Origin of the sequence: Asticcacaulis sp. SL142, assembly GCF_026625745.1 — a bacterium.
Taxonomy (GTDB): domain Bacteria; phylum Pseudomonadota; class Alphaproteobacteria; order Caulobacterales; family Caulobacteraceae; genus Asticcacaulis.
Genome location: NZ_CP113061.1, coordinates 1,281,592 through 1,303,891 on the forward strand (window position 1 = coordinate 1,281,592; position 22,300 = coordinate 1,303,891).

The window sequence follows — 22,300 nt, forward strand, 5'->3', positions numbered from 1 at the left end:
GCCCGGTCGCTCGGCGGACGTAGTCATTACGTTTTCACGTTTTCCCACCCATTCGGACAGGGCTCCGGCCGATGAGCGAGAACACGGTGACAGCGGCATTACGTCGGCTTGGCATTAGCGGGGACGAAATGACCGCCCATGGCTTCAGAAGCACCGCCAGTAAATTTCTAAACGAGGCCGAGTGCTGGCCAGACATCATCGTCGATGAAGCCAACCTCAAGGTAAAAATCGCGGCGCTACGTCGAGTGTTGGGAGATGGCATGGAATCCACCAGATACATCGCGACAGTTGCGGGAAGATGATATCGGTTTGTTGCCCCTGTCTAGCGTTTTGACCTTGAAGACATACCCGGTTCAAAATCCCCGGCGCACCCGCGTCCCTTCCTCAACAGCAATAGCGTTTTCGGATGGATTGACGTAACCAACTCCGTGTTGAGAGAACTTCGGGAGATGCGCCCCGTTTCAATAGTCGGGGATGGCGGTATTGGTAAGACGACCGTTGCCAAGCAGGTCGCTGATAAAGCGGGTAAGGCGTTCCCAGCCGGTGCGATTTACGGTGTGGGCGTCGCGCTTTAGTGTATTGATTACCGCGATGCCACGACATGGGGGTGATGCGATTGCAGCCCTTATGGCCTTGCCACCCTTGGCGAGGGCCTTGGTCATCGCCACCTTGTCCCTGCGCCTGAACAGTCTGAGTCCAGGATCTCTGGGTTAGGTCTCGCCGTAATACGACAAAAAACGCACGCCTTTGACACATGCACCAAGCTTTTATGAATCGTTTAATTTTGAAATGGCACTAAACTGCGGTGACGAATTAATCATTTAAGCCAAAGCATGATGCTGGCGATTTTGATAAATCCGAGGAAGTTGGCGGCGAGTTTATCATATCGTGTGGGAATTCGCCGCCATTGCTTGAGTTTGACTAAGAAACCTTCGGTTCCCCAGCGTTGTTTGTAGGCGATACGATCGTAACTGTTCTGGTATTTGCCATGACGCCGAGGCGGGATGACGGGCTAAGCGCCTTGTTTGAGAATGAGATCATGCAGGCTATCGGCATCGTATGCTCGATCCGCGAGGACTTTTTCAGCGCATAATCCGCGCGTCAGATCACAGGCCGGCACCATGTCATTTTTGCTGGTCGGAGCCAAGCTCAAAGCGTACCGGGAGACCCAGCGCATCAACTACTTTTGGCTTCGAACCTGCCCCGCGAACGGCCAAGAGTCTGGACTTGCGATCCCCCCTTTTAAAGCCAGCTTGTCAAGCCTAAACCAGCCCCTAGTCGTATACCATATTTAATGTTTCACATTTTCATTATGCTGTTGTTACGCATCAACAGTAGCACGCGCCCCATTCCATCACACTTGGTTCCGGGGTCCGTTACGACATGTCTATTCTTTCTGCGTTTAATTTTCGCGCCTTACATAGCTCAGCCTCGCTGCTGCCTATTCTTTCGGCCGCGGCCCTTGCCACGCTCATCGCGCCCGCCGCGGGCGCTCAAGCCCCCGCTGAAGACGCCGTGCAGGAAGTCATCGTCACCGGCACACGCGACAAAGGCCGCACTAAGTACGACAGCCTGACCCCGGTCGATGTCATCTCGGCCAAGGCCGTGCAGGACGGCGCGTCGTCTGAACTGGCCGACAATCTGGCGCAGGTCATCCCGTCGCTTCAGGTGCTTAAGCTGCCGTCGTCAGATGGTTTACAGTTCATCCGCCCGGCCCGCCTGCGCGGCCTGGGATCGGACCAGACCCTGGTGCTAATCAACGGTAAGCGCTTTCACCGTTCGGCCTTTCTGGGACAACGCGGTGCTCAGGGTGCTGACCTGAATAAGATCTCCAGCCTCGGTATCGGCCGGGTCGAAGTGCTGCGTGATGGTGCCTCGGCTCAGTACGGCTCTGATGCCATCGCGGGCGTGATCAACATCCAGTTGGATCAGCGCCCAGGCGTGGCAGCCTACGTACAGCGCTCGCAATATTTTGAAGGTGACGGCGAAACGACCCGTGCCGGTATCAAGGCCGGTAAGACCTTTGACGCAGGCTTTGTCACCGCCGCATTTGAATGGGCCGATGCGGCCATGACCTCGCGCAGCCATCAACGTGCCGATGCTCTGGCCTATGAAGCGGCCAATCCGGGTGTTGATCTGCCCGATCCGGTTCAGCACTGGGGCGCACCGGACACCAATAACTACAACTTCACCTTTAACGGCGCTTTGGATACCGGCTTTGGTGAGCTCTATGCGTTTGGTACCGCCGCCAAGGGCGAAGGCATCAACGATATCAACTGGCGCATCCCGTCGGCCACCTCGAACGCCAGCGTCTATAAGACGGTGCCCAGCTTTCCGGGCTGGGATCTGAAATCGGTCTATCCGCTCGGCTTTACCCCGCGTGAAGAGGCCAAGTATCAGGATTATCAGGCCGTGGCGGGCCTGCGTGGCGGCGGCGAGGTCTTTACCTGGGATCTCAGCGCCTCGATCGGTGAGAACGAAACCGAGTTCTATCTCTATAACACGATCAATGCTTCGATGGGGCCGGACTCGCCGTTTGACTTCTTCCTCGGCACCCAAACTCAACGAGAAGTCAACCTCAATGCCGACGGCGTTTACCGGCTGGATGTGGGCTTGTCTGAACCGCTCAACATCGCCTTCGGGGCTGAGCGCCGCGAAGAAACCTATAAAATCGGCGCGGGTGATGCGGCCTCATATGCGGTCGGTGCCGGTGCCAAAGACGGTTTGGCCGTAGGTTCCAACGGCTTCCCCGGCTTCTCGGACGTTCAGGCCGGAGAATGGTCGCAGGAAAGCTACGGCGCCTATGTCGATGTCGAAGGCAAGATCACGCCGGAATGGACATGGGCGGCGGCCGTCCGTTACGAAGACTTCGACAGCTTTGGCGACACCACCAACACCAAGCTGTCCACCCGTTATGATTTCAGCCCCAAGTTCGCCGCCCGCGGTTCGGTCTCAACCGGCTTCCGCGCACCAACACCGGGCCAGATCAACTCGTTGTCGGTTTCTCAAGGTTTGGATACGGTCACGCTTCAGGTCTTCACCAATGGCCGCCTGTCACCGCTGAACCCGATTGCCGTCAGCAAGGGTGCCAAGCCACTTGAGCCGGAAGAGTCGGACAACCTGACCATGGGCTTTGTCTGGCGCACCGATATGGGCCTGTCGGGCACGATCGACCTTTATCAGATCGACGTTAATAACCGGCTAGGTCAGTCATCGTCGATTACACTTACTAAGGACGAAAAGGACGCTTTGGTGGCACAAGGCTATCCGGCGGCGGCCAGCTTTACCTCGGTCTACTGGTACACCAACGATTACGACACCCGCACCAAGGGTATCGATGTGGTAACTTCCTATGCCCGCCCAATGTGGGATGGTCAGTTGAACCTGACTCTGGCCTACAACACCAATAAGACCCTGATTACCGGCGGGTCGCTTACCGCCAATCCGACCACGAAGCGCAACTTTGAGGAGGGCTTGCCCCGGAATAATGCCAGCTTTACCGGCAATTTCCGCAAAGGCGCCTTCGAGTATCAGGTGCGGGTACGCCATTACGGTAGCTGGACCGACTCGACCGGCAATTCGACCGGCGACATCTTCCAGACCTTTGGCGTAATGAACTTTGTCGATGCCTCGATGCTCTATGACATCAACAGCAACCTCTCGCTTAAGGTCTCGGTTGAAAACATCTTTGATGACTACCCTGAAAAGGCTCTCTTTCAGGCCTCACGCGGGATCGAATATTCGCGTAACGCCCCTTATGACACCTATGGCGCTCAGGCCTATGTCCGCCTGAACGCCAAGTTCTAAGCTTAGCGTTGTTCTGATCCGGGGCGGGCCGATTCCTAGGTCCGCCCCTTTGTGTTTTTATGGAAAACCTGCCCATGCACCGCCGCACCCTGTTGACCGCGCTGGGGGCCATGCTGCCCGTAACCGTAAACGCTCAAACCACCGCGAACCTTAGCCCCCCAGCCGGGCCAAAGGATGAGACCGGCTGGACAAAGGTCGCCGCCGCCTATCCGGCCCGACTTGACTGTGTGATCAATCTCGAATTTGGCGCGTTTGGCCAAATGCCGCTGGCGGTTCAGGCGGCGTTTGCCCGCTATAGTGAAACCGTCAATCTGCAGGGGGCCTATTTCACCCGTCGGGAGTTTGCGCCCTACTACATGCGCCTGCGCCAGCAAATCGCCACCGCCCTTAATGCCGACCCGCTGGAGATCGCGATTACGCGCAACGCGACCGAAGCCATGCACGCCCTGATCAGCGGCTACAACCGCCTGAAACCTGGTGATGCGGTGCTGATGGCCGACCATGATTACGACAGCATGCAGACCGCTATCGACTGGTTGAAAACGCGCCGGGGCGTCGAAATTACGCGCATCGCCCTGCCCCATCCCGCCAGCCATCAGGGGCTGATCGATGCCTACGAACAGGCGCTAAAAGCCCACCCCAAGGTGCGTCTGATCCTTCTGACCCAGATCGGTCACCGTAGCGGGCTGAGGTTACCGGTGCGCGAGATCATCGCTATGGCGCGTGCCCGCGGCGTCGATGCTCTGGTCGACAGCGCCCATGCCTGGGGCCAGATGCCCGTCGATGTTAAGACCGAAGGCTTTGAGTTTGCAGGCTTTAACCTACATAAATGGATCGGCGCCCCGCTTGGTGTCGGTGCGCTGTATATCCGGCGCGACCGCATTTCTGACATTGATCCGTTCATGGGTGAAGCCGTCAGCGAGCTCGATCTTGTCTCCGCCCGCGTCCATACCGGAACCGCCAATTTCGCCGCCCAGATGGCCGCCATAGAGGCCCTGAGCCTGCACGCCCGCATCGGGTCTGCCGCGTGTGAGCAACGACTGTCGTACTTGCGTGACCTGTGGGCTGAACCGGCGCGAGACCTGAAAACGATTGATGTGCTGACGCCGGCCGATCCGCGCCTGCATGTTGGGATTACCTCGTTTCGCCTAAAGCATGATCCATCACCGCAAGCTCATGCGGCCGCTGCCAAACGGCTTTTAGATGAGCACGGCCTGTTCACCGTCCTGCGCACCGGCCTTGACGGCGGGGCCTGCATTCGGGTGACGCCGGGCTTCAGTTCAACCCCGGCCGATATGGCCAGGCTTTTGAGCGCTTTGCGCACCCTGTGAGGGCCGCTGCGAAGCCTGAGAAACGCCCTTGTGCACGAAGCGATAATTTTAAATTTGGGGCTGTCGTAGATAAGGCAACTTATCTATGGTGGCCATATGGGAATAAAGCGCTGTAAATTAAGCCGAAAAGTGCCGAATAGGCTTCTGGAATTTTTCGTTCTGGAAGTGACCGCGCGTTCGGCTGCGGATGTGTTAGGCTTGCAGGTTAACACAGCAGCCTTATTTTACCACAAAGTCCGAGAACTGATTGTTGAGCAGGCTGCAGCACAGGAAGAATTGCTCGGCGGGGAAGTCGAGGTTGACGAGAGCTATTGCGGGGGCGTGCGCAAAGGCAAGAGAGGGCGCGGCGCGCTTGGCAAGGTGCCTGTCTCCGGCTTGCTGAAACGGGGCGGGAAGGTCTATGTCGTGCCCATACCAGACGCAAAGGCGGCGACCCTAATGCCGATTATTCGCAAGAAAATTCAACCCGATAGCATCGTCTATACAGATACATTCAGCAGTTACAGCGCACTTGATGTATCCGAGTTCCATCACAGCCGTATCAATCACTCCAAGCCGTTTGCCGACAAGCAGAACCACATCAATGGCATCGAGAATTTCTGGAACCAGGCCAAGCGTGTCTTGCGAAAATACAACGGCATTCCTCGTCAAAACTTCTTCTTGTTCCTCAAAGAATGCGAATTTAGATTCAACCACGGTTCGCCCAAAGACCAGCTCAAAACACTGAGACTTTGGGCGATACTCTAAGCCTTATCTACGACAACCCCAATAATAGAGGCCTTTAATGGCTGATATTCAATCTGCTTGGGGCTTTAAAAAACCCAGCTAAAGCCACATCATACCTTCTTAAAATGTGCCTGAGACATATGTCAGTTATGCCTTCTTTTCAACTACAAGACCTATGCTTGTTGAGACGTATTGATAAAGGTTAATCTTCAAGTGCGGTGGAGCAAATGGCGGAAAATCGATATGAAAATCATGTTGACCTGCACCTGGCCAAAAATTCCAGTCCCAGACCTTGTGACCTTGCTGACGTAACCGGTCTGTTAACTTTTCCAAATCTTGGCGACGGAAAAGGCATGTCGGAAACCCATCAATAGTCTTGTCATTAGAGGACAGATTAAACTCTGTTGTGTGAACAGCAATCCCGCCGGGCTTCAAGGTTTCAAGCGTGTTTTCGATAAATTGCAGACCGGGTTCGATTCCACCAATATGCTCTAGGGAACACGAAGACCAGCAGAAATCGAAGTCACGCAGGTCGGTTGGAATATTCAGCATATCAACTTCGCGGAAGCTGACATGCTGCTCCATGTCTTCCCAAGAACAAATATCTTCTCGCCAAAGTTGCTTTAAACTGTCAGAAAATTGCTGAGATACGCGCCACATTTCACCGATTTCTTGCGGGCTGTCGCTTGCATGGACCTTAACACCTCGCTTAGCCAGCATAGACGGAATCGGTTCTGCGCCCACTGCAAATACTAATCCGCGTTTGCCCGCTTGCGTCATCCCTGTAACTTCTAAGGCGCGCCAGATATAAGCCCACTCCCAATATTTGCGGTGTATCTCAAATGTGCTTACCCCAATCGTGGTAAGGAACTCCGTATAATGCCGCTCTTGCATCTGGCTGTAGGTGGCCATTTGAGAGGATGGGCTCTCAAGCGTCGGCTCTTTGATGCGCATCTCGCCATTGACAATCGGCGGCAAAAGGAAACTTGGAATGCCATATTCCTGGTTTCGTATAATTGCGAAGAATTCTGACGAATCGATAAGTCTGCCGCGAAGCTCCCGAAGATCGGCGTTAACTGCAATCTGCCAATCGATTGTTGCTTCAGACTCTGGCTCCCGATTAAGAAACAGTCGATAGCACCACACTACTTCTTAACGCGTAACTGGCCCGTTTTTCCCCACATATGCGATCTCGCTGTTTCCAGATCGCAGCCTTGATGCACTATCTCATTTACATCCGTCAAGCTGGTAAAATTGTCCCGCACAATAATTTGTTCAGCGTTATTTAGGCCCAGCAATATGACTCAGATCGCCTCCCATAAAGTCTTAGGGTGTCAATTATGCACCGATAATCTGGTAAATGAGGGTGACATCTTGGCGCTATGTATGGGTTTCAAATCCAAACTCGCCGGTCAGGCGTAAACAGGCTGCATTTACATAAATGCTTAACCTTAACTCTGATCTACAGGTGCCTCCATGAAATATCGTTCAGGCCTAAGCGCCTTAGTCTTGATATCTGCCACCGCCCTTGCCACTACCGCTTCCGCTCAGGCCGTCGATGCCGGGCGCTGGGCCGTCAGCGGCAGCGTCGGTTCGGAACTGTCCACCTCCGGCGATGTCCACGGTGGCGCCACTACCGGCGAAATTCCGCTCAGCGTCATCGCCTCCCTGCGCGATCCCGGTGCCCCCGCCCTGCCCGGTGCAATTACGGCCACCGGCAATGCCGGTCAATTGCGCATTCAATCGCGCGGCTTTGACGACATCTATGACAACCCGATGACCTTTAACCTTGAGGGCACCTATGGCCTCGGCGGCGGGCGCGAAGTGTTCGGCAGCTTTGATTATGTCAAGGCCGACGAAGGCTCGGTTCAGGTCGGCACGGCGGCTGTTGTCAATGGCACCACCACCGTCGCCGAAGTGCCGGTCTATGGCCGCTTTGGCGAATATAAAGGCATGGGTGTCTCCGTCGGCCTGCGTCAGTGGTTCAACGAAGGTGGCACCTTCCAGCCCTATATCGCCGGTCGCGTCGGGGCCTCAAAGATTGATGCCATTGACGCCAGCTTCACTATCCCGGATCTAACCATCAATCAATCTCTGCAAAACGTGCCGTTCTATGACGAGACCACCATCCTGACCGCCGGGCTTGATGTCGGTGTGTCCTACGCTCTGTCGGAAACGGTGTCGGTGTCGGCTGAAACCGGCGTGCGCTATTACGGCGACCTCGATGGCAACGACAGCGCCATCGGCGGCTTGGGCCTGGCCTCAATCAACGAAGAAGGCAAGCGCGTCACCTATCCGGTCAGCATTAAACTGCGGACCGTGTTCTAAGCTTTGGTGTAAGTAGTAAAAGGCCGCTGTCTTTCACGGACAGCGGCTTTTTTGTTTTACAGCCCCAGCTTGGCTTTGAGTATCTCATTGACCGCAGCCGGATTAGCCTTGCCGCCGGTCGCCTTCATGACCTGACCGACGAACCAGCCGATGGCCTGCGGCTTGGTGGCCACTTCGGCGGCCTTGTCCGGGTTGGCGGCGATAATATCATCAACGGCCTTTTCGATCGCGCCGGTATCGGTGACTTGGCGGAGGCCATGTTTTTCAACAATCTCGGCAGGGGTTATCGTCCCCTTGCCGTCCCACATGTGCTCAAACACGGTCTTGGCGATCTTGGATGAAATCACGTTGATTTCGATCAGTTCGACCAGACCGGCAATATGCGCGGGCGGCAGCGGGCTTTGGTCAATCTCAAGGCCGTCTTTGGTCAGGCGCGCCAGCAGTTCATTGGTCACCCAGTTGGCGACCAGCTTAGCGTCACGGCCAGATGCTGCGGCTTCAAAATAGTCAGCCCGCGCCTGCTCGGTGATCAGCACAGTCGCGTCATAGACGCTCAGGCCGTACTGGTTGACCAGCCGCTGACGCTTATCATCCGGCAACTCAGGCAGGGATTTTTTGATGTCCTCGATCCAGGCCAGTTCCAGTTCCAGCGGCAGCAGGTCGGGATCGGGGAAGTAGCGGTAATCATGTGCTTCTTCCTTGGACCGCAAAGACCGCGTCTCGACCTTGACCGAGTCGAACAGGCGGGTTTCCTGATCAATCTTGCCGCCGTCTTCGATGATTTCGATCTGGCGTCGGGCTTCGTACTCAATCGCCTGCTGCATAAAGCGGAACGAATTGACGTTCTTGATCTCGCAGCGCGTACCCAGTTGCTTGAAATCACCCGTCTCGCGGAAGCGCTCATAGGCACCGGCTTTACAGACCGACACGTTGACATCGGCGCGCATATTGCCTTTTTCCATATCACCGTCGGAGGTGCCGAGGTAGACAAGGATGGTGCGGATCTTCTTGAAATAAGCCACCGCCTCTTCGGCCGAACGGATGTCGGGCTTACTGACGATTTCCATCAAAGCCGTACCGGCGCGGTTCAGGTCAACATAGGTCGCATTCGGATCAAGGTCGTGGATCGACTTACCGGCGTCCTGTTCCAAATGCAGGCGCTCAATGCGCACCGTCTTTTGCGAACCATCGCTAAGGTCAATGAGCACCTCGCCTTCGCCGACAATCGGGAAGAACAACTGGCTGATCTGATAGCCCTGCGGCAGATCGGGATAGAAATAGTTCTTACGGTCAAAGCGCGAATGGGCATTGATCTGCGCCTTGAGGCCGAGCCCCGTCCTTACCGCCTGCTCGACGCAATATTTGTTGAGCACCGGCAACATGCCCGGAAACCCGGCATCGACCAGCGAGACCTGCTCGTTCGGCCCGGCGCCGAAGCCTACGGCCGCGCCCGAAAACAGCTTTGAGTTTGAGGCCACCTGCGCATGGATTTCAAGCCCGATGACAAGTTCCCACAGGCCAGTACGGCCTTGAATGGTTTTGGTGTTGGATTCTGTGCTCATCCAAACTCTATAGCCGAAACCAAATCCCAAGGCCAAGCCGGTTTGTTAAAAATTAAACCGGCATTTCTGTGGGAGCTTAGTCTTTTTTGATGTTCAGCAAAGTCGCCTGCTGGCCCTTGCTGAAGCCCGCGGATACCGTCTCGACCTTGACCTTGGCGGCCTTCGGTTTGCGGACTTCCTTGTTGCTCTTTTTTTGTCCCTTGGCCATCGTCGTCTCCTGTTGTGAGGGCTGGATGCGAACGGGGCCGAACATTTGGCGGCGAACACAGGCCCTTGTGACAGATATTAAAGACAAATGCGCGCTAATTATTTCGCCACCACCTCGCCGCCCTTCATGACAAAGGCCGGTTTTTCCAGAACGGTCACATCGGTCAGCGGATCGCCCACAACCCCAATCATATCGCCGTAATGGCCTACGCGCAGCGAGCCGACATCCTTGGCCTGCCCTAGGGCCTGAGCGGCATTGACGGTGGCTGACTGAATGGCCTGCAACGGCGTGGCCCCATAGCGCACCATGACCGCAAACTGTTTGGCATTGTCGCCGTGCGGATAGACGCCAGAATCGGTGCCGTAGACCATTCTTACCCCGGCCTTCAGCGCCTTTTTGAAGTTCTGGCGCTGAATTTCGGCAATATCGCGGTCTTTTTTCAGGCTTTCTTCGAGGACACCGTTTTTAGCGCCTTCGGACTGGGTATATTCGGTGTTGTAGATATCCATCGAAAACCAGGCGCCTTTTTGGACGGCCAGCTTGATGCCCTCATCGTCAACCAGAGACGCGTGCTCGATGGTATCGACTCCGGCGCGGATAGCGTCCCTGATCCCCGACGCGCCGTGGGCATGGGCGGCGACTTTCAAGCCCTGCATATGGGCTTCATCGACAATCGCCTTCATTTCCTCATATGAAAGCTGCTGGCCACCCGGTGTCGTGCCGCGCGAAAACACCCCGCCGGTGGCGCAAATCTTGATAACCTGAGCGCCGTATTTCTTAAGGGTGCGCACCGACCTGACCCCTTCGGCGGGGCTGTCGGCATTATAGGGGTTTTTCGACTGGAACGACGGCGGAAAGTAAGTCGAGTCGCAATGGCCGCCGGTCGCGCCAAAACTCATGGCGGCGGTGACCACACGCGGCCCCTTGACCACGCCTTCCTCGATTGCTTCACGTAAACCCACATCATTATAGTCACCGGCACCGACATTGCGCACGGTCGTAAACCCGGCCTTCAGTGTCTTTTCGGCATTGGGCACGGTCATGATGCCCCAAAAACGATCGGTAAACTGCAACCCCGTATAGCCGCCGTAAGTTGGATCGCTATCCAGATGCACATGCATGTCGATCAGGCCGGGCAGAAGGGTCACCTCCGGCAGATTGATCAGTTCGGCATCCGATGGAACATTAAGCTGCCCCTGCGGGCCGACCGCGGCGATGCGGCCATCAATGATCATGATGGCCGGTTTTTCGACCACCTTGCCGGTTTCAACCTCGATCAGCTTGGCCGCATTGACCACCACGGTTTTGGCCTCAGCCGCGCCCGTCACAGCTATAAATGCACACGTCGCCAGCCACAGATTTTTCATGATCACGTCCCCTTACACTAAAGCCTGTCAACAATAGCCGGGGATATAGCAATGAAAAGCGCTTATTTGCAGCGCAACATGAAACACAGTAAAATATCACCTCATTAAAGTCGTCATAAGGTTGTTTTATTTGCAAAAAGACATGATCGACACTGATTATTTCAACTATGCAAATAAGCCACACAAGATCGTATAAGATTTTTTGCGCGCACTTTTGAGCATAATTGCGTTTGAAAACCCCAGAATCCGTAATAGTGTGACAATTATTGCCCTCATAAGGCGATAAAACAAAAATCAGTAACAGCTTCGGTCGTCAAAAGAACCGAAGCACCAGGGTCAGCCGCCTTATCCTTAATTGAGGCGGTTGTGTAAAAAGGAACACCAGGATGAAAAACACCCGTAATTACGGCGTGACCAAGGTCGTGCGCCCAATCAAATCCACCATGATGACGGCCTCGGTTCTGGCCTTGGCACTGGCCGCCGGTGCGGCTATGGCACAGGAAACCGCTCCGGCCCCCGCCGAAGACGACGTGACCGAAGTGGTCGTGACCGGCTTTCGCGGCAGCTTGAAAAGCGCCCTGAACGTCAAAAGAAATAGCGCCGGCACGGTCGATTCGATCCTGTCCGAAGATGTCGCCAAATTCCCGGATTCCAACCTGGCCGAATCGATGCAGCGCATCCCCGGCGTCACCCTGTCGCGCGGCGACGGCGGCGAAGGCCGTAACATTTCCGTGCGCGGCTTAGGCCCTGGCTACACCCGTGTCCGCCTGAACGGCATGGAAGGGGCGGCGCAAACCGGATCGTCGGACATTTACGGCGCGGGTAACTCCGGCCGCAGCTTTGACTTCAACGTCTTCCCGTCGGAAATCTTCTCGGCCTTGTCGACGCGTAAAACGGCCTCTGCCGATGTCGAAGAAGGCTCATTGGGTGCCACGGTTGACCTGCGCTCACCGCGTCCGTTCGATTATCGCGAAGATCAGGTCTTAAGCTTCACGGCTAAGGGCGTGTATAACGAGGTGAGCAAATCCACCGATCCGCGCCTGTCGCTGCTGGCCTCCAAGAAATTCGCCGATGGCAAGTTCGGTATTCTGGGCACCCTGACCTATCAGGATCGCAACATCCGCGAAGTCGGTTATTCTGCGGTTGATATCCTGCCGTCCAACATCAATGGCTTTAATGCCGTTCGTCGCGATGCCGCAGGCCTTCCGGTTACGACACCTCCGTTGACCGAAGTGCAGCCGTTCTGTACGCCTATCGGCTGGGTATCACCGACCGGGGGAGCCACCATCAGCCCTGATCCATCGGTTCACGGGGCCAAGGGGGCCACGGCCACCAACTGCTCGACCAACAATCCGCGCACCGGCACAATTGCCGCCTATAATACCATCTATAATCTGCGCCGCGCAGATGCCGCCGCCGTTCCGGGTTCAGGCGCCTTCTTCCCGCGCATCCCGCGTTATGTGAACTCTGAGCAGGACGCCAAGCGCACCGGCGGCAGCCTGACCTTCCAATGGCGCCCGGACAGCGACACCGAAGTTTCGCTCGATATGCTCTATTCCAAGTACGAAGTTGAGCGCCGCGACAACTATATCGCCATGCTGTCCCTGGCCCGAAATATCGGCAATAACGGCCAGCCGATGGTCTCGGTCAAGGATGTCGAATTCGACGACAATGGCTCACTGGTCTACGGCCTGTTTGACGGCATGGATATCCGCTCCGAAGGGCTGGTCGATCAGTTCACGTCCGAGTTCAAGCAAGCCAACCTGAACTTCCGCCGCCGCTTCACCGAACGCTTTGAAGTGTCCGGTATGGTTGGCGTATCAGAGTCGGTGTGGGACGGCCCGATGCGCCTGCAAACCTTTGTTGACATCATCGATGCCGACAATGTGTCGATCGATTTCCGGGGCGGCGGCACGACGCCGGTGCTTGATTTTGGCGTCGATGTCTCTGATCCGGCTAACTTCCTTTATGCTCCGGGTGGGTCTGACGGCACGGTTACCGGCGGCTTCTCGGTTCAGGGTAAGCCCGCCAATAACACAACCAAGATCACCACCATCAACCTCGACACCAAGTATGAGTTGAATGCCGACGTCACGTTCAAGGTCGGCGCGCAGTACCGCGAAAACGATTTCAACGCCTATAACCTGAACCTGATCCCAAGCCAGGTTGCGGTCAAAGCCCTGCCCGCCGGTGTAACCCTGGCCAGCATCACCACGCAGATCACGGGCGTAGATGAACTGTGGGGCGGCGGCGCACCGTCAAGCTGGCTGGCGGTTGACTCTGCCAAGTGGCGCGATGTCTTTGATTTCGACAGCTTCCAGTACTGCGGGGTCGAATGTGGCGCCGGAAAGTCGCAGATCAAGGAAACGGTCAAGAGCGTCTATTTCATGACCGAATTCAATACCGACAGCCTGCTGCCGATACCTGTACGCGGCGATGTCGGTATCCGTACCGTCTTCACCGATCAGTTCGCGGTCGGTCATATTCCGGTGCCCGTACCTGGCGGTCTGCCATATCCGACCCGTGGCCTGCGTAACGAGGTCGAGCGTAGCTACAGCTACACCTTGCCGTCCGCCAACGTCGTGTTTGAGATAACGCCGGACCTTCTGGCCCGCTTCTCAGCCGCCAAGGTCATGTCCCGTCCGGAACTGGGCGCACTTACCCCCTCCAGCGGCGTGACCTTCACGACCCGCACCGGCACGATCAATAATCCGTTCCTGGATCCGATCCGCGCCACCACCTTTGATGCGGCTCTGGAGTGGTATTTCCGCCCGGGAGCTCTGGTATCTGTCGCCTATTTTTACAAAGATATCAAGACCTTCGTTCAACGCGTCAATGAACTGGTGCCTTATAATGAGCTTGGCCTGCCCGAAGAATTACTGGTTGGCAATGCCAGTGGTGCCGTGGCCACCGACCTGTTTAACGTCGCCCGCTTCACCAACACCGAGGGCGGCCCGCTCAAAGGCTATGAGTTGAACGCCCAGTTTGAACTCGACTTCCTGCCCGGCCCGTTTGCCAATATCGGGGTGTTGGGTAACTACACCAATATCAGCTCTGAGATCACCTATATCCTGTCTCCGACCGTCACCACGACCAACGACCTGACCGGCCTGTCGCGGGAATCAGCTTCGGGGACCATCTACTACGAAGATGATAAGTTCAGCGTCCGGGCCACCGGTTCCTATCGCGGCAACTACATCCGCGGCATCCCGGCCTCGGCGGGCAGCGATCTGCAAGGCAATGACGATACCTTCTATGTCGACGCCTCGGCCTCCTACGCCGTCAGCGACCGCCTGAAGATCTCGCTCGAAGCCCAGAACCTGACCGATGAGCAGAACCGCCTGTTTATCGACTCGACCCGTGAGGACACCCTGTTTGAGACGCGTATTGGCCGCACGGTCACCTTTGGCATGACCTACAAGTATTAGGTAAGCGTACCCGTAAACTAAAAGCCGCCGGTGTCACCACCGGCGGCTTTTTTTATCCCCCATATATCCCCCGCAACGGTTTTCTGCAGGCCAGCCCATACTGATATGCTGTGCCTTCACCTATTAGTTGAAAAGGCACTATCATGCTCAGACGAACCTTCTTCGGCGGCAGTATTGCCGCTGGCGTGGCCGTATCCATGGCGACCGTGGCACGGGCTCAGGTTCCTGCGTTTCCGGTCAGTTTCAAAACACAGGAAATCACCACCAACGGCACAACGCTTCATGTCCGCACTGGCGGTAAGGGCCCGGCGGTCATCCTGCTGCATGGCTACGGCGAAACCGGTGACATGTGGGCGCCGTTAGCGGCGGATTTACAGCGCGACCATACCGTCATCGTGCCTGACCTGCGCGGCATGGGCCTCTCAGCCCGAGCCGATGGCGGCTACGATAAAAAGACGCAAGGCATTGACATCGCCGGTGTCATGGATGCGCTCAAGGTCAAGAAAGCCGACCTCGTGACCCATGACATAGGCAATATGGTAGGTTTTGCCCTGGCCGCCCAGTATCCGGAGCGGATCACACGCTTTGTCCTGATTGACGCACCGGTGCCTGGAGTCGGGCCGTGGGAGGAGATTCTTAAAAACCCGCTGCTGTGGCACTTCCGGTTCGGCGGCCCGGATATGGAACGGCTGGTGGCCGGGCGTGAGCGTATTTATCTCGACCGGTTCTGGAACGAGTTCTCCGCTGATCCGTCAAAATTCACTGAAGCCTCGCGCCAGCATTACGCCGCCCTCTATGCGCAACCGGGCGCCATGCATGCGGGCTTTGCCCAGTTTGCCGCCTTTGATCAGGATGCGGTCGATAACCGCGCCTTTCTGACCAAGGGCAAACTCACCATGCCGATACTGGCGGTCGGCGGTGAAAAATCCTTCGGAAACGGCATGGCTACGGTCATGGAATTCGCGGGCAGCCGTGTCACCGGCGCGGTCGTACCCGCATCAGGCCACTGGATCATGGAAGAAAATCCCGCTGCTACGGTAAAGATTGTGCGCACCTTCCTGGACACAACGCTATGAAAGCACTCACCTTATGGCCACTCGCCCTATTCATTCTGATAGCCGCCCCGGTTACGGCCCAGACGCCCGCTACCCAACCGGGGCATGCTCGCCTGACGCCCGGTGATATCGCGGCTCTATCGAAAACCAGTGCCGGTGTCGGCACATCCGGCATGGCCGGAATCGAAACCACGATACTGTATGGCGATCCAACCCAAGCGGGTCTCTATACAATTAAACTTCAGGTGCCACCTCATACGCGCATTGCCGCCCACAGCCACCGTGACAATCGCTCAGCCATCGTGATCAGCGGGGAGTGGTATTTTGGTTATGGCCCCCTGACCGAAGACATCAAGGTCAAAAAATTGACGGCTGGTAGCTTTTACACGGAACCTGTCGGTGAGCCCCATTTTGCCATCACTCACGAACAGCCGGCGATCGTCTATATTACGGGCACAGGGCCGACCGACACGGCCTATGTCGATGCCAACAAAGACCCGCGCAAATAGTGGCCTAGGTCTTAGGGCCACGCACATATTTGAGCGTTTCTTTTAGCTGTGCCTGAAGCATGTCATTGGCATCAGTGCGGACATGGCCATTGGCGAAGATTTTCGATATCACCTCGGCATATTCGCGGTAGTTGCGCAACTCATAGGCCGCCGCCATCTTATCCGCCGTAGAGCCATCCTTGCTGCCCAACTGTTCCATAATGGCATGAAAGCGCTGATAGCGCTCATAGCGGTTGCGCTCGGCCTGCACATTGACAAACCACATGGCCGCCCAGGCCAGCACGATCAAGGGTAAGACCAGTACACCCCACGCAATCGCATCTTGCCACGTCGCTATCATCTTAGTCACCATCCACGAAGAGTTGCGCCGTTTCTGGACGGCTTAGGTCAATGGCGTGAGCATATGCAAAATAAGGGCCTAACCCCAATGATTTTCATGCTTAACGCGATTTTTGGCTGAGGACGAAAGCCATCATCGCCGAGTGCCTCGGCCAACGATTAGGCGGAAACGCAGATTGCTTACTGCTGAGTGCTTCTAAAATTATCGGAGAAATTTTGGCACCCAGCTCCGGCCTAAATAAACATTTGAACTAATTGAATTAAAAATACACCAACTCGAAATTACACTTCAATATAAATTAACACTCCGTGCTAATTTCGCAACGAATTGAGTAAATGTTCATCAAAAAATTCCGACACTCTATTTTCACAAGAAAGTCCATATTTATTAGGTGAATTCCATGGGTATAAGTTCAGTTTAGACTTTAGTTTGAATTAACGCCCAGACCGTAAATCTCTCCGTTGATCCCATGGTAAGCCCTAAACCGGACATACGGTTCGCAGCGGGGGCCTCCACACAGCAGAATGGGCCTTTGGGGCAACCTCGCTTTTATTCGAAGGACTATGGCTTAGACGAGATCATATCAAAAGACTACCGAGTAGCAGTGGCCCCCAGAATGGCATATCTTGGGTCAAGGATCGTAGTCGAGAAGCTCTGGGTCAGTCTTCAGTAAATAACGACGGTCATGGCCTCCCCCCTTGCGCATACATGCCAATGACTGCGCCGGTGAAGCCACCGGCTAAAGCTGTACCAATAACCTTTGCATCTGCGTTTTCCAGAACGGGAATATAGACGCGGTTATTAAAGCTATACTTGAAATCAATCTGCGCCTTATCGATGTCTAATCTTAGATAAACTGGTGTCCCTGGTGGCGCGTTGATCGCATGTTCGGCAAGAACCACACCGGTTTGCGGATCATTCCCACCTTGTCGCTTCCTCACCCGCAGAACGGGACCACCCTCAGTATTCCGGCCAAGGGTGAAGGTGTAGAAGAACTCATCGTTTTGAACTGCCATTAACCCGGCTTCGTCGTCGGCTTCTGCTGGTAAAAATACCACCTTAGTTGTCAGGGTGGCCTTCATATGCTGGAGTCGACGGCCTACAAATGAGGGCTGCCCCCCGCTACCCAGTTGATCAGTTCTTGGGTTAATCTTCAGCTTGCCGTTGCCAGTTGCCCACCACTGACTGCGAGGCGTTCGAATAAATAACCATTGTGGGGCGAGCACCTTGGCATCGAACTCGTCCCTTACGGTAAAGTTGCCCGTTGTCGGAATATTCGGGCGCCGCCCCTGGGTCAGATTTGGGCGCTCAGGTCTATAGGGAAGAGCTTTGCCCTTTTCGAGAATGATCGGCCAACCATCAACCCACGAGACTGGAAGAAGGAAAGTCTCACGCCCCGTCTGGAAGTTACCAGGGTCCTGGGGCGCAGTCGCCAGATCATAGACCCGCGTCCCCAAAAAAACGGCCCACCATTGCCCTTTTTCATCCTGAAACATATCCGCGTGTCCGGTTGCGGTGACCGGATCGGGGCGGCCGTCAGGCAAACCATGCTGAGTAAGGATAGGATTGTTTGGGTTTGGAGTGTATGGCCCGAAAGGGGTATCAGATCTGTAGGCCAGTTGCTGGTGCGTGTATCCGGTGCCGCCCCCTGCCGCCGACAAATAATATCGGCCATCAACTTTATAGAGATGGGGGCCTTCGATATAATCGGTATTCCATGGGGCTTTTTCACCGCCATCGACAAGCATAATGTCTTCGGATCGCGGCGCGAACGTGACCGGATCGACCTCCATGAGCCACAGGGCGGTGTGTGCGGGGTAGCGTTTGTTTAAAGGATCGCGATGATGAACAATGTAAACCTTGCCGTCGTCGTCGAAGAAAAGCGAAGGATCGATTCCATCGATGTGCGGCAACCAAATCGGGTTTGACCACGGCCCCGCCGGATCCTTAGTGGTTATAATGAAATTGCCGCCGCAACCGACGCAGGTCGTGATAATGTAAAAGGTATCGCCCTGATGCCGGATCGTCGGCGCGTAAATGCCGTTATTACCCAGATGGAGCTTGTCGAAAGGCATCATATCCGGACGGTCCAGCGCGTTACCGATCTGCGACCAGCTAATCAGATCACGGCTGTGGAAGACTGGAATGCCGGGATAAAAACCGAAAGTGGAATTAACCAGATAATAGTCACTACCTACACGAACGACGCTGGGGTCAGGGAAATAGCCCGCGAGGATGGGGTTCTGAAAGTGTGTCTCTGCAAGAGGCTCATCAAAGAGGTCGTCAGATCCGGAATACTCGAACCAGTCGAAGACCGCCTCATGAGAATTCTGAGTCAAAGCGAGGCTTCTAAGACCGGGATTGCTGCATCCGGATAAAAGTCCGGCGGCACTGATAACAAGCCCTAAATAACTGATGGCTGATTTCATTTTCGTCCGCATCCCAGGCCTTCCTCTATAAGTTTTTGTTGCCGCCTCATCGGCTTTCGCACACACGATTTAACCCAACAAGTCATAAAGCGGCTTGATTGCTTTCACAAGCGGTAGTACCTATCCTATATGGATTTTTGAGGTCAGTATGAAAACGGTTATATGTGAAGCCCCGCAGTCTCTAGGTGTTGGTGAGCGCTCAAAACCACAACACAGCGAGGGACAGGTGCTCATCCGCATTCGCCGGGTAGGTTTATGTGGCACAGATTACCACATATTTGCTGGCGACCAACCATTTCTGGCCTATCCCCGTGTCATGGGTCATGAGCTGGCCGGCACCGTGGCCGCTACCGATCCGGACTCTCCTTTTCGGGAAGGCGATCTGGTCACGGTCAATCCGTACCTGCCCTGCGGCCGCTGCATCGCCTGTCGCAAGGGCAAGCCAAACTGCTGCGTAGATATACAGGTTCTTGGTGTGCATATTGATGGCGGCATGACTGAATATCTGTCAGTGCCTAAAGACGCCGTCATTTCCGTTAGCGATCTCACCCTTGATCAGGCCGCTATGGTCGAATTTCTGGCGATCGGCGCTCACGCGGTTCGGCGCGGAGACACACAGATAGGTGATCGGGCCCTAATTGTCGGGGCCGGGCCGATTGGTGTTGCCACGGCTCTGTTCGTGGCCATGTCCGGAGCAGAGGTCACCCTTACGGATACGAGCGAGGAACGCCTGAATCACGCCCGCAACAAGGTCGGTATACCCCATACGGCCGTTGTTGACGACCGTCTTGAAGATTACTTCAGACAGCGCACCCATGGCGAATTTTTTGATGTCGTATTTGATTGTACCGGCAGCGCTAAGGCTATTGAAAAGGGCTTCGGCTATGTGGCCCACGGCGGCCGATATGTCCTGGTCAGCGTGGTTAAAAACGACATCAGCTTTTCCGACCCCGAATTCCATAAGCGCGAGATGCAGCTTATAGGTAGTCGCAACGCGACCAATGAAGACTTCTTGCGGGTTATTAATGCGATTAGTGAAGGCCTTATCCCAACCGATGCCTTAAAAACCCACAGCTTTGCCCTGTTTGACCTCCCACAGGTTATTCCGGATCTCATTGCCAATCAGGGATCCGTACTTAAGGCCATTGCGGAACTTTAACTCCTCACACTGATCGGTACTGCAATCACCCGATCCCGGTAAGACCGGCCTAGAAAATAATGCAATCAGCGCTAACCACGACACTGCATTTTTTATATTTGCAATATATTTTTATTAGCAGGCGCACAGGCGGAAAAGAGATAAACGGTGGAACGAAACGCACCGAAGGCAATGACCGCTACCTAGCCTAGTATGCCCCCGGTGCCGTGCCTGAGGCGGTAACCAAGTCGTTGCGGGACGCCGGGGCCTGAGTTTGACGCCGCCAAAAAAGCCGAAAGTGACCGTTACAATCCGGACGTTCAGGCCTGGGAGACGCTGATGTGGCAGTTTCAGCAAGCGCTACCGTTCGCCAAACTGGGTGAGAAGTGGTTGCCGATGGAAAAAATCTACGCTCTGTCCGATCAACCCTGAGGGTAAGCGTCACGCCGACGGTTTCAAGCCTTTGATAAACTCATAGTGCCCTGGCAAGGTGACCACGCCATTGCGGATGACCGATTTCATCCGGTCGAGCGTGGCCTTGATGTCATCCGCGTCGATCAGATCAGCCTGCGGGTCGTAGGTCTTGGGGTATAGCCCCTGCCCCAGCATGACCGCCACCCAGCTCGTCTCATTAAACAACTCGCCCTTTTCAATAATCAGGCGGCCCGAATTGGCGAATACCGCCATGCGCGCCCTAAGCGTATCGGGCACCTCCATCGCCGACACATAGCGCCAGAAGTCACTGTCCTGCCTTTGGGTTTGCTTATAGTGCAAAATCACAAAGTCCCTGACCGCCTCGATCTCCGTTGCCATGAGATGGTTGTAAAGATCGGTTTCATCCCGGTTAAAACCTGCCGCTGGAAACAGGGACATGAGCGTGGCGATACCGCGCTGAATCAAATGAATACTGGTCGATTCAAGCGGTTCGATAAACCCTGATGCCAGCCCCAGCGCCACCACATTCTTATGCCAGCACAGCTTGCGTCGGCCGGTTTGAAACTTCAGCCGGCGCGGTTCAGCCAGTGCCACACCGTCCAGTTGCTTCAGCACCTCAACTTGCGCCTCATCATCGGAGATAAAATCGCTGCAATAGACATGGCCATTGCCGGTTCGGTGTTGCAGCGGGATACGCCAGAACCAGCCGCTGCGGCTGGCGGTTGATCGGGTATAGGGCAAAAGCGGCCCCGCTGAGGCAGATGGCACCGCCACGGCACGGTTCATGGGCAGCCAGTGCGACCAGTCGGTGTAGCCCGTTTTTAAGGCCTGCTCGATCAACAACCCGCGAAAGCCTGAGCAGTCGATGAACAGATCACCTTCGATCTGACGGCCATCCTCAAGGCTTAAGGACTGCACAAAACCGCTATCACTGTCCTGTTGGACGGCGGTGATGCGGCCATCAATATGGGTTGCCCCGGCTTCAACCGCTACGTCTTTGAGCAGTTGGGCATAGAGGCTGGCGTCGAAATGCAGAGCATAGGACATCCGTGACAGGACATTGCGCGCATCATCAACCGGGCGGGCAAACTTAACCGCGTGCGCCGCCTGGGTGCACATTGAATAGTCTTCGAGGTTACCGCGACGAGTACGCAGCCAGTGATGGTGAAAGTGGACGCCGCCGATGTCAGAGCCCGTTTTCCCAAAGGGGTGAAAATAGCTGTCCCCGATCTGGCCCCAGTTTACAAACTCAATGCCGAGCTTATAGGTCGCTTGAGTTCTGCGGATTACGGTCTCTTCATCCAGCCCCAGCAGCGCATTGAACTGGAGTATCGGCGGGATAGTGGCTTCGCCCACGCCGACAATGCCGATCTCTGAGGACTCGACCACCGTTACCGAAACCCTCCCTGGCGCGAGCTTGGTCGATAAGGCAGCCGCGGCCATCCAGCCGGCCGTGCCGCCACCAACCACGATCACCTTCTTTACAGGTCGCGTGTGCAATTTATTCCCCATGATTTCGTGGTATTAAGCTAGGCCGTATATTTGAGAGTACTACGAATTAGAGCGCCTACGCAAAGAACGTAGACGCTCTAAATCAAGACGTAACCGGCCGGACGGAACCCGACCGGTTCGCTCTA

18 protein-coding genes and 1 pseudogene are annotated in these 22,300 nt (G+C 55.4%); 10 read left to right on the forward strand and 9 right to left on the reverse strand.

The genetic code is table 11. From position 1 onward, the window contains the following. The first annotated feature begins 71 nt into the window (after positions 1–71). On the forward strand, positions 72–302 hold the full coding sequence (locus OVA03_RS05860; RefSeq protein WP_267527215.1) for a winged helix-turn-helix domain-containing protein: 231 nt from the start codon (positions 72–74) through the stop codon (positions 300–302). Positions 303–461: 159 nt separating this feature from the next. Here the strand turns inward: OVA03_RS05860 and OVA03_RS05865 are convergent, their stop codons facing one another. Together OVA03_RS05865 and OVA03_RS05870 are read right to left on the reverse strand one after the other, a co-directional pair. Then, the gene (locus OVA03_RS05865) at positions 462–662 is read right to left on the reverse strand and encodes a hypothetical protein (RefSeq protein WP_267527216.1); all 201 of its coding nucleotides are present in this window, start codon (positions 660–662) and stop codon (positions 462–464) included. Between the two features lie 155 nt (positions 663–817). Continuing rightward, positions 818–1,242, reverse strand: a pseudogene (locus OVA03_RS05870) (IS5 family transposase); the annotation flags it as partial. 141 nt (positions 1,243–1,383) lie between these two features. Between OVA03_RS05870 and OVA03_RS05875 the strand changes: the two are divergent. From OVA03_RS05875 to OVA03_RS05885, 3 genes are all read left to right on the forward strand, one after another. Further along, positions 1,384–3,807, forward strand: coding sequence for a TonB-dependent receptor plug domain-containing protein (locus OVA03_RS05875; protein WP_267527217.1), 2,424 nt, complete (start codon positions 1,384–1,386; stop codon positions 3,805–3,807). Positions 3,808–3,866: 59 nt separating this feature from the next. Then, a complete protein-coding gene (locus tag OVA03_RS05880; protein ID WP_267527218.1) occupies positions 3,867–5,138 on the forward strand; it encodes an aminotransferase class V-fold PLP-dependent enzyme in 1,272 nt (423 codons plus the stop codon). A 96-nt stretch (positions 5,139–5,234) separates the two neighbouring features. Further along, positions 5,235–5,885, forward strand: coding sequence for an IS1595 family transposase (locus OVA03_RS05885; RefSeq protein ID WP_267527219.1), 651 nt, complete (start codon positions 5,235–5,237; stop codon positions 5,883–5,885). Between the two features lie 126 nt (positions 5,886–6,011). Here the strand turns inward: OVA03_RS05885 and OVA03_RS05890 are convergent, their stop codons facing one another. Then, a complete protein-coding gene (locus OVA03_RS05890; RefSeq protein ID WP_267527220.1) occupies positions 6,012–7,010 on the reverse strand; it encodes a class I SAM-dependent methyltransferase in 999 nt (332 codons plus the stop codon). Positions 7,011–7,340: 330 nt separating this feature from the next. On the opposite strand from OVA03_RS05890, the gene OVA03_RS05895 reads away from it, so the two are divergent. After that, a complete protein-coding gene (locus OVA03_RS05895; protein ID WP_267527221.1) occupies positions 7,341–8,192 on the forward strand; it encodes a hypothetical protein in 852 nt (283 codons plus the stop codon). A gap of 56 nt (positions 8,193–8,248) precedes the next feature. Here the strand turns inward: OVA03_RS05895 and gatB are convergent, their stop codons facing one another. From gatB to OVA03_RS05910, 3 genes are all read right to left on the reverse strand, one after another. Then, positions 8,249–9,754, reverse strand: a complete 1,506-nt coding sequence (gene gatB / locus OVA03_RS05900) for an Asp-tRNA(Asn)/Glu-tRNA(Gln) amidotransferase subunit GatB (RefSeq protein ID WP_267527222.1) — start codon at positions 9,752–9,754, stop codon at positions 8,249–8,251. Between the two features lie 76 nt (positions 9,755–9,830). Then, positions 9,831–9,962: a hypothetical protein gene (locus OVA03_RS05905; protein ID WP_229807620.1), complete on the reverse strand. Its 132-nt coding sequence runs from the start codon at positions 9,960–9,962 to the stop codon at positions 9,831–9,833. Between the two features lie 98 nt (positions 9,963–10,060). Beyond that, positions 10,061–11,329 carry a metal-dependent hydrolase family protein gene (locus OVA03_RS05910; protein WP_267527223.1) on the reverse strand — a complete coding sequence of 423 codons (1,269 nt, stop codon included), beginning with the start codon at positions 11,327–11,329 and terminating at the stop codon, positions 10,061–10,063. Between the two features lie 386 nt (positions 11,330–11,715). On the opposite strand from OVA03_RS05910, the gene OVA03_RS05915 reads away from it, so the two are divergent. The 3 genes from OVA03_RS05915 (at position 11,716) to OVA03_RS05925 (ending at position 16,321) form a co-directional block, all read left to right on the forward strand. Next, positions 11,716–14,757, forward strand: coding sequence for a TonB-dependent receptor (locus OVA03_RS05915; RefSeq protein WP_267527224.1), 3,042 nt, complete (start codon positions 11,716–11,718; stop codon positions 14,755–14,757). A 143-nt stretch (positions 14,758–14,900) separates the two neighbouring features. After that, positions 14,901–15,833: an alpha/beta fold hydrolase gene (locus OVA03_RS05920; protein WP_267527225.1), complete on the forward strand. Its 933-nt coding sequence runs from the start codon at positions 14,901–14,903 to the stop codon at positions 15,831–15,833. Further along, positions 15,830–16,321: a cupin domain-containing protein gene (locus OVA03_RS05925; protein WP_267527226.1), complete on the forward strand. Its 492-nt coding sequence runs from the start codon at positions 15,830–15,832 to the stop codon at positions 16,319–16,321. The genes OVA03_RS05920 and OVA03_RS05925 overlap by 4 nt, the downstream gene beginning before the upstream one ends. A gap of 4 nt (positions 16,322–16,325) precedes the next feature. Here the strand turns inward: OVA03_RS05925 and OVA03_RS05930 are convergent, their stop codons facing one another. After that, on the reverse strand, positions 16,326–16,661 hold the full coding sequence (locus OVA03_RS05930) for a hypothetical protein (protein ID WP_267527227.1): 336 nt from the start codon (positions 16,659–16,661) through the stop codon (positions 16,326–16,328). A 683-nt stretch (positions 16,662–17,344) separates the two neighbouring features. Next, positions 17,345–19,090: a glycoside hydrolase family 43 protein gene (locus OVA03_RS05935; RefSeq protein WP_267527228.1), complete on the reverse strand. Its 1,746-nt coding sequence runs from the start codon at positions 19,088–19,090 to the stop codon at positions 17,345–17,347. Positions 19,091–19,238: 148 nt separating this feature from the next. Between OVA03_RS05935 and OVA03_RS05940 the strand changes: the two genes are divergently transcribed. Both OVA03_RS05940 and OVA03_RS05945 read left to right on the forward strand, forming a co-directional pair. Next, positions 19,239–20,249 (forward strand): zinc-binding alcohol dehydrogenase family protein, encoded by a 1,011-nt coding sequence (locus OVA03_RS05940; RefSeq protein WP_267527229.1) that lies wholly within the window; start codon positions 19,239–19,241, stop codon positions 20,247–20,249. Between the two features lie 315 nt (positions 20,250–20,564). Beyond that, entirely contained in the window at positions 20,565–20,660 is a 96-nt protein-coding gene (locus OVA03_RS05945; RefSeq protein ID WP_267527679.1) for a hypothetical protein, read from the forward strand. 9 nt (positions 20,661–20,669) lie between these two features. Here OVA03_RS05945 and OVA03_RS05950 read toward each other — a convergent pair whose 3' ends face one another. Then, a complete protein-coding gene (locus OVA03_RS05950) occupies positions 20,670–22,163 on the reverse strand; it encodes a tryptophan halogenase family protein (RefSeq protein WP_267527230.1) in 1,494 nt (497 codons plus the stop codon). Between the last annotated feature and the right edge of the window lie 137 nt (positions 22,164–22,300).

Excerpts from the sequence above, each read along its gene's own strand:
- OVA03_RS05930 (WP_267527227.1), bottom strand. The coding sequence starts at position 16,661 with ATGATAGCGACGTGGCAAGATGCGATTGCGTGGGGTGTACTGGTCTTA.
- OVA03_RS05860 (WP_267527215.1), top strand. The coding sequence starts at position 72 with ATGAGCGAGAACACGGTGACAGCGGCATTACGTCGGCTTGGCATTAGC.
- OVA03_RS05925 (WP_267527226.1), top strand. The coding sequence starts at position 15,830 with ATGAAAGCACTCACCTTATGGCCACTCGCCCTATTCATTCTGATAGCC.
- OVA03_RS05880 (WP_267527218.1), top strand. The coding sequence starts at position 3,867 with ATGGAAAACCTGCCCATGCACCGCCGCACCCTGTTGACCGCGCTGGGG.
- OVA03_RS05885 (WP_267527219.1), top strand. The coding sequence starts at position 5,235 with ATGGGAATAAAGCGCTGTAAATTAAGCCGAAAAGTGCCGAATAGGCTT.
- OVA03_RS05940 (WP_267527229.1), top strand. The coding sequence starts at position 19,239 with ATGAAAACGGTTATATGTGAAGCCCCGCAGTCTCTAGGTGTTGGTGAG.
- OVA03_RS05895 (WP_267527221.1), top strand. The coding sequence starts at position 7,341 with ATGAAATATCGTTCAGGCCTAAGCGCCTTAGTCTTGATATCTGCCACC.
- OVA03_RS05910 (WP_267527223.1), bottom strand. The coding sequence starts at position 11,329 with ATGAAAAATCTGTGGCTGGCGACGTGTGCATTTATAGCTGTGACGGGC.
- OVA03_RS05920 (WP_267527225.1), top strand. The coding sequence starts at position 14,901 with ATGCTCAGACGAACCTTCTTCGGCGGCAGTATTGCCGCTGGCGTGGCC.
- gatB (WP_267527222.1), bottom strand. The coding sequence starts at position 9,754 with ATGAGCACAGAATCCAACACCAAAACCATTCAAGGCCGTACTGGCCTG.
- OVA03_RS05865 (WP_267527216.1), bottom strand. The coding sequence starts at position 662 with ATGACCAAGGCCCTCGCCAAGGGTGGCAAGGCCATAAGGGCTGCAATC.
- OVA03_RS05875 (WP_267527217.1), top strand. The coding sequence starts at position 1,384 with ATGTCTATTCTTTCTGCGTTTAATTTTCGCGCCTTACATAGCTCAGCC.
- OVA03_RS05915 (WP_267527224.1), top strand. The coding sequence starts at position 11,716 with ATGAAAAACACCCGTAATTACGGCGTGACCAAGGTCGTGCGCCCAATC.
- OVA03_RS05905 (WP_229807620.1), bottom strand. The coding sequence starts at position 9,962 with ATGGCCAAGGGACAAAAAAAGAGCAACAAGGAAGTCCGCAAACCGAAG.
- OVA03_RS05935 (WP_267527228.1), bottom strand. The coding sequence starts at position 19,090 with ATGAAATCAGCCATCAGTTATTTAGGGCTTGTTATCAGTGCCGCCGGA.